Origin of the sequence: Stenotrophomonas sp. LC732, assembly GCF_052446685.1 — a bacterium.
Classification (GTDB): domain Bacteria; phylum Pseudomonadota; class Gammaproteobacteria; order Xanthomonadales; family Xanthomonadaceae; genus Stenotrophomonas; species Stenotrophomonas muris.
In genome coordinates this window covers 95,643-102,500 of record NZ_CP199214.1, presented here as the reverse complement: position 1 = coordinate 102,500, position 6,858 = coordinate 95,643, and the positions used below count along the sequence as shown (strand labels likewise).

Annotated in this window: 6 protein-coding genes; 2 read left to right on the top strand and 4 right to left on the bottom strand. The window is 67.6% G+C overall.

Features of this window, described 5'->3' with window-relative positions:
• Positions 1-191 precede the first annotated feature (191 nt).
• Positions 192-1,403, bottom strand: coding sequence for a tyrosine--tRNA ligase (tyrS, locus tag ACT6SE_RS00565; protein WP_014035711.1), 1,212 nt, complete (start codon positions 1,401-1,403; stop codon positions 192-194).
• Between the two features lie 167 nt (positions 1,404-1,570).
• On the opposite strand from tyrS, the gene ACT6SE_RS00560 reads away from it, so the two are divergent.
• Positions 1,571-3,043 (top strand): M23 family metallopeptidase, encoded by a 1,473-nt coding sequence (locus ACT6SE_RS00560; protein ID WP_032961400.1) that lies wholly within the window; start codon positions 1,571-1,573, stop codon positions 3,041-3,043.
• A gap of 66 nt (positions 3,044-3,109) precedes the next feature.
• Entirely contained in the window at positions 3,110-4,237 is a 1,128-nt protein-coding gene (locus tag ACT6SE_RS00555) for an anhydro-N-acetylmuramic acid kinase (protein WP_080342706.1), read from the top strand.
• 111 nt (positions 4,238-4,348) lie between these two features.
• Here ACT6SE_RS00555 and ACT6SE_RS00550 read toward each other — a convergent pair whose 3' ends face one another.
• From ACT6SE_RS00550 to ACT6SE_RS00540, 3 genes are all read right to left on the bottom strand, one after another.
• The gene (locus ACT6SE_RS00550; RefSeq protein WP_046428179.1) at positions 4,349-4,579 is read right to left on the bottom strand and encodes a hypothetical protein; all 231 of its coding nucleotides are present in this window, start codon (positions 4,577-4,579) and stop codon (positions 4,349-4,351) included.
• 78 nt (positions 4,580-4,657) lie between these two features.
• Positions 4,658-5,962: an AmpG family muropeptide MFS transporter gene (locus ACT6SE_RS00545; RefSeq protein ID WP_014645677.1), complete on the bottom strand. Its 1,305-nt coding sequence runs from the start codon at positions 5,960-5,962 to the stop codon at positions 4,658-4,660.
• Positions 5,959-6,759, bottom strand: a complete 801-nt coding sequence (locus ACT6SE_RS00540) for an exodeoxyribonuclease III (RefSeq protein WP_041862998.1) — start codon at positions 6,757-6,759, stop codon at positions 5,959-5,961. The genes ACT6SE_RS00545 and ACT6SE_RS00540 overlap by 4 nt, the downstream gene beginning before the upstream one ends.
• Positions 6,760-6,858: the final 99 nt, after the last annotated feature.

Genomic DNA, 6,858 nt, shown 5'->3' with positions numbered 1-6,858 from the left:
CCTGCGACGGGGGAGGAGAAGTATGGCCCCATCCACATCATTTGTGAAGGGGGTGTGGCGATTTTTTTCACCGGATGTTGCATCTGTTCATCCGTCGCGCTGCGGTAGAAACCCGCGAAGCGCAGCCAAGCGTAGGCTTGGCTCTACAAGAGCATAAGGAAGGGCCGGCTGGCGCCGGCCCTTCCCTGCTGTCAGGCAGTGACCAGGCGCACGCGGGCGAAAGTACGCTTGCCGACCTGCAGCAGGCCTTCGAAGCCCGGCTGCAGCACCTGCTGGCCATCTTCGACCACTTCACCGTCGACCTTGACCGCGCGCTCCTTGAGCTTGCGATTGGCTTCAGAGTTGCTCGGGGTCAGGCCGGCCGCCGTCAGCAGCGCAGCGATACGCAGTCCTTCGGCCGGAATCGCCACGTCCTGCAGCGGCAGCTGGGTAATGTCACCCTGCCCGGTCACCGCTGCTTCCCAGCCTGCAATGGCCTGCTCGGCCGCGGCGGCGTCGTGGAAACGGGTCGCCAGTTCACGCGCCAGGCGCAGCTTGACCACACGCGGGTTCAAGCCGCCATTGGCCACCTGCTCGCGCAGCTGCACGGCTTCGGCCTGGCTGATGTCGAAGGACAGCAGTTCGATCCAGCGCCACATCAGGGTGTCGTCCACCTTCATGGTCTTGGTGACGATGTCGATGGCCGGCTCGCTGATACCAATGTAGTTGCCCAGCGACTTGGACATCTTGTTGACGCCGTCCAGGCCTTCCAGCAGCGGCATGGTCAGCACCACCTGCGGCTTCTGGCCGTGGTGTTCCTGCAGGCCACGGCCCATCAGCAGGTTGAACTTCTGGTCGGTACCGCCCAGTTCGACGTCGGCCTCCAGGGCCACCGAATCGTAGCCCTGCACCAGCGGGTACAGGAACTCGTGGATGGCGATGGACTGCTGGGCGGCATAGCGCTTGGCGAAGTCGTCGCGCTCGAGCATGCGCGCCACGGTGTGCTGGCCGGCCAGGCGGATCATGTCGGCCGCGCCCATCTTGCCGAACCACTCCGAGTTGAAGCGGACTTCGGTACGGCTGCGGTCGAGCACCTTGAACACCTGTTCCTCGTAGGTACGGGCGTTGGCGAGCACGTCATCGCGGCTGAGCGGTTTGCGGGTCAGGCTCTTGCCGGACGGGTCGCCGATCATGCCGGTGAAGTCGCCGATCAGGAAAATGACCTGGTGGCCGAGGTCCTGGAACTGGCGCATCTTGTTCAGCAGCACCGTATGGCCCAGGTGCAGGTCGGGCGCGGTGGGGTCGAAGCCGGCCTTGATCCGCAGCGGACGGCCTTCCTGCAGGCGCGCACGCAGATCCTCGAGCTTGAGGATCTCGTCGGCACCACGGCCGATCAGGGCAAGGGCTTCTTCAATCGAGGACACGTGACTACTCCCGGCAACGCCGATTCTTGTGTGGGGTGTTAAAGCGAAGTTAACCCGATTGGCTTCACAAAAGCCAATGGGCACAAGGGTTTGACGCGGTTTTCTGAGGTGTCTATGGTAACCGGCGATCAGGCCCGCACTCCCAGGCCGCCAGGAAAAAACTGCCGATGCACAATTCCGAACAAGGGCGCGCACGCAAGCAGCGCTTCCAGGAACGCCTCCACGTCCTGCACGACAACACCCTGCATCGGAAGCTCAGGCAACATCTTCCCGCCGCCTTCAATGAGCGCTGGACCCGCCGCCATTGGATGCATGCCAGCCTGTTTGCGACCATCGGCGCCCTGGTGGCGACGATCGTCCCCGGTTTCTCGCACACCATCGATGCCCCCTACGCCGACAGCCACACCAGCCTGGCGCTGCCGTTGCCGCCGCTGACCATGGCCCGCCAGCAGCAGGTGCCGGGTGACAGCTGGCAGGTGCTGCGCGTGCAGCGTGGCCAGACCCTGAGCGACCTGTTCGACAAGGCTGGCATTCCGGCCACCACCCTGCACCGGGTGCTGGACCACCCCGGCGCGCGTGAGGCGTTGACCAAACTGCGCCCGGGTGCCGAGATCGCCTTCGACATGCCGCTGTCCGGCGACCTGCGCAGCATCCGTTTCGACCGCGATGCCGACAACCGCGTGGAACTGAGCCTGGCCGGCGATGACATCAAGGAGAAAGTGACCAAGCGCGAGTCCTCCACGCGCACCGTGGTCACCAGCGGCGAGATCACCAGTTCGCTGTATGCCGCGGCCCGACGGGCCGGGCTGTCGCCGTCGGCGATCGCGACGATGACCGACGACATCTTCAAGTACGACATCGACTTCTCCAAGGACCTGCAGCCGGGCGACCGCTTCAGCGTGGTGATGGATGAAACCTGGCGCGAAGGCGAGAAGGTGGACACCAGCAAGATCCTGGCGGCGACCTTCACCACCGGTGGCAAGACCTATTCCGGCTTCCGCTTCGACCGCAACGGCAAGTCCGAGTACTACGACATCAACGGCCGTTCGCTGAAGAAGAGCTTCATCCGCATGCCGATCCCGTTCGCGCGGCTGAGTTCGACCTTCGGCGCGCGCAAGCACCCGGTGCTGGGCAAGATGCGCATGCACAAGGGCGTGGACTACGCCGCGCGCACCGGCACTCCGATCATGGCCGCCGGCGATGCCCGCGTGCAGTTCGCCGGCGTGCAGCGCGGCTACGGCAACGTGGTGATCCTCGACCATGGCCGCGGCCACACCACCCTGTACGGCCACATGTCGCGCTTTGCGAACATCAGGACCGGCCAGCGCGTGGCCCAGGGCACGGTGATCGGCTATGTCGGCTCGACCGGCCTGGCGACCGGGCCGCACCTGCACTACGAATTCCGCGTCAACGGCGAGCACCGCAACCCGCTGACCGTGACCATGCCGCCGCCGGAACCGCTGAAGGGCGCCGAGCTGGTCGCCTTCCGCGCGCAGACCGCGCCGGCGATGGCGCGCATCCAGGGCATGGAGAAGCTGATCTACGCCGACGCCAGCCCGGCACCGACCAGCCGCGACGAGGCTGCGCCCGAGGTGGCCAGCGCCAAGGACAAGCAGGCGACCGGCCGCAAGCGCGGCTGAGCGTCTTGCGTTGACGAAGAAGGACGCGGCAGCCCAAGCTTGCCGCGTCCTTTTTTTATGCCTGCCATGAACACGACTGCCGACGCTGACGCCCCCCTGTACCTTGGCCTGATGTCGGGCACCAGCGCCGATGGCATCGATGCCGCGCTGGTGCAGTTCCCCGCCGGCGGTGGCTGCCGCTTCGTGCACGGCCTGACCGCCCGCTGGGAGCCGGTGCTGCGCGCGCGGCTGGTGGCGCTGGGCGAAGGTGGCCCGCTGGAGTCGCTGGAGGAACTGGGCGAACTGGACGCGCGGATCGCGATCAACTTCGCCGGGGCCGCCAATCAACTGCTGGCCGAGGCCGGCGTGGACCGCAGCCAGGTGCGCGCGATCGGCTCGCACGGCCAGACCGTGCGCCACCGCCCGCTGGCCGACCCGGCGTTCACCGTGCAGCTGGGCGACGGCAACCGCATTGCCGAACTGACCGGGATCACGACGGTATCCGACTTCCGCCGCCGCGACGTGGCGGCCGGGGGCCACGGTGCGCCGCTGATGCCGGCCTTCCACCTGGGCATGCTGGGCGCCGCCGACGAAGACCGCGCGGTGCTCAACCTGGGCGGCATCGCCAACCTGACCCTGATCCCGCGCGAAGGCGCGGTGCGTGGCTTCGATACCGGCCCGGCCAATGCGCTGATGGACGCCTGGTGCCAGCGCCATACCGGCCGCACCTTCGATGCCGATGGCGCTTACGCTGCCAGTGGCACGTTGGACGAGGGCCTGCTGGCCGGCTGGCGCTCGGACCCGTGGTTCGCGCTGCCGCCGCCGAAGAGCACCGGGCGCGAACAGTTTCACCTGTCCTGGGCCGAAGCCCACATGGGGGAAGGCGAGTACGCCGCTGCCGATGTGCAGGCCACCCTGCTGGAGCTGACCGTGGCGACCGTGGCCGATGCGTTGCTGGCGCAGCAGCCGCAGACCCGGCGCCTGCTGGTCTGTGGCGGCGGCGTGCGCAACCGGCAGCTGATGAAGCGGCTGGCGGCGCGGCTGCCGGAGGTGCAGGTTGAGTCCAGCGCGGTGCATGGGCTGGACCCGGAGTACGTGGAGGCGATGGGTTTCGCCTGGCTGGCGCAGCGGACGATGGACGGGCTGGCGGGCAACCTGCCGAGCGTGACCGGGGCAACGGGCCCGCGGATCCTGGGGGCGATCCACCTGGCGTGAGGTGGGCCGTCCGCGCAGGTGAGGCGCCGTTGTAGAGCCGAGCCCTGCTCGGCTTAGCGCGGGCCGGGCCGGGCCAAGAGCAGCCGAGCATGGCTCGGCTCTATAAGGGCGCTAATCGAAGCCCTGCCCTGCCGGCAGGGCCTGCAGGGCGGCAATCGCGGCGGAGAGGACGTCCACTTCGGGATCGCCGAAGCCGGAGCGGACCTCCAGTTCACTGCTGAACAGCCCCTGCTCCAGCAAGGCGGCGCAGGTCTGTTCGTGGGTCCAGCCGCGGGCGACCGCGACCCGTCGGATGCGTTCCAGCAGCAGCGGGTCCAGGTCCCGCAGCACAACGTCGGCCATGCTCACTTCCCCGTTCGCAAGGCACCGCCCCCTCGGCGCGTCGGGGGCGATGATCCCGCAGTCCGGGCGGGCAGGCAATCAGGCGACCGGCGGCGGCCCGCGATCGGCGATCCGCGGCCACAGCCACGCCAGCAGCAGCAGGGTTGGCACCACGGTGATCGAGCTGAGGATGAAGAACGTGCTGTAGGACGTGGCTTCGACGATGTAGCCGGAGACGCCACCGACGAACTTGCCCGGCAGGTTGGCCAGCGAGACCAGCAATGCGTACTGGGTGGCGGTGAAGTTGCGGTCGGTCAGCGACGACATGAAGGCCACCAGCACGGTGCCGGCAAAGCCCTGGAACAGGTTGTCGGCACTGAGCGCGGCGTAGAACGCCCACAGCTTGCCCGGATTGTGCGCCATCAGCAGGAAGGCCAGGTTGGACAGCGCCACGCCCAGCGCGGCCACCAGCAGCATGCGGCGGAAGCCGAACGCAGCCACCGCGATGCCGCCAAGGAACGCGCCGCCGATGCCCATCCACACACCGAACAGCTTGGAGACGGTGGCGATGTCGGCCTTGTCGAACCCCGAGTCGAGATAGAACGGCCCGGCCATCACTCCGATCACCTGGTCGGGAAACTTGAACAGGCCGACGAAGGCCAGCAGCACCAGCGCCAGTGCCACGCCATTGCGGCTGAAGAAGCTGGAGATGGGCTGGACGAACGCTTCGGCAATATCGATGCGGCGCTGCACGGCGGTGGCCGGGCGCTGCGGTTCGGCGCACAGCAGGGTGGTGACGATCGGCAGCAGCATCAGCGCGGCCATCGCCAGGTAGGCGACGATCCAGCCTTCGAACTGGGCCAGGTACAGCGCGCCGGCACCGGCCAGGATCAGGCCGATGCGGTAGCCCAGCGTATAGGTGGCGGCCAGCGCCGCCTGGGCGGTCTGCGGCGCGATCTCGATGCGGTAGGCATCGACGGCCGAATCCTGGGTGGCGCCGGCGAACGACGCCACCAGCACCCACATCACCAACGGCCACACGCCCTGTTCGGGCCGCACGAAGGCCAGCGCGACCAGCCCGACCAGCACCAGCACCTGCGACACCAGCAGCCAGGAGCGGCGGCGGCCGAGCCGCCCCAGCAGCGGGAAGGCGTAGCGGTCCAGCAGCGGTGCCCACAGGAACTTGAGCAGGTAGAAGAAGCTGGCCAGGCTGATCAGGCCGATGCTGCCCAGGTCCAGCCCGACGTCGCGCAGGCGCGTGGACAGGGTCTGCGAGGCGATCAGCAGGAACGGCAGGCCACTGCCGAAGCCGAGCATGGCCATGGTCAGCGCCGACGGGGTACCGAAGGCGCGCTTGATGCCGGCCCAGCCCTTGTAGCTGACCGGCGTGGCGGCCTCGGTCACAGGTCGTAGTCCACGGTGAACGGGGCGTGGTCGGAGAAGCGCTCGTCGCGGTAGATCGAGCAGCTGCGCAGTCGGTCACGCAGGCCCGGGGTGATGAACTGGTAGTCGATGCGCCAACCGACATTGTTGGCACGGGCGGCGCCGCGGTTGCTCCACCAGGTGTAGTCCTCTCCGGTGGGGTTGAGCAGGCGGTAGGCATCGGCCCACCCACGGCCGCCGGCGACATCGGTGGCCTGGCCGTGGTCGGCGCACAGCGCGTTGAGCCAGTCGCGCTCCTCCGGCAGGCAGCCGGAGTTCTTCTGGTTGGACTTCCAGTTCTTGATGTCCAGCGCCGAACGCACGATGTTCCAGTCACCGCACAGCACGTAGTCGCGGCCGCTGCGCGCCCACGCTTCGAGGATCGGCCGCAGCCATTCCATCACTTCGAACTTGAAGCCCTGGCGCAGGTCGCCCGAGCTGCCCGATGGGATATAGAAGGAAACCACGCTGAGATTGCCGTAGCGCGCCTCGATGTAGCGGCCTTCGTCGTCGAACGGCGCCCAGCCCAGCGAGGTGATGACCTGGTCCGGTTCGCGCTTGCTGTAGATCGCCACGCCGCTGTAGCCCTTCTTGGTGATGGCATCGCGATAGAAGCAGTGGTGGCCGTCCGGACGGAACATCGGGTCGGTCAGCTGGTCTTCCTGGGCCTTGGTTTCCTGGATGCACAGGACGTCGGCGTCCTGGGCACGGAACCAGTCGAGGAAGCCCTTGGTCGCGGCGGAACGGATGCCATTGGCGTTGAAACTGATGATGCGCATGCGGGGGACCTGCGGCGGGAAACCGGGCAAGCATACCGGTTGCCCGCAGGGCTGCGCAGTCCGCCAGGCCGGGCCTGGACGGCTTTCACATGGCGCTGG

Excerpts from the sequence above, each read along its gene's own strand:
- ACT6SE_RS00555 (WP_080342706.1), top strand. The coding sequence starts at position 3,110 with ATGAACACGACTGCCGACGCTGACGCCCCCCTGTACCTTGGCCTGATG.
- ACT6SE_RS00550 (WP_046428179.1), bottom strand. The coding sequence starts at position 4,579 with ATGGCCGACGTTGTGCTGCGGGACCTGGACCCGCTGCTGCTGGAACGC.
- ACT6SE_RS00560 (WP_032961400.1), top strand. The coding sequence starts at position 1,571 with ATGCACAATTCCGAACAAGGGCGCGCACGCAAGCAGCGCTTCCAGGAA.
- ACT6SE_RS00540 (WP_041862998.1), bottom strand. The coding sequence starts at position 6,759 with ATGCGCATCATCAGTTTCAACGCCAATGGCATCCGTTCCGCCGCGACC.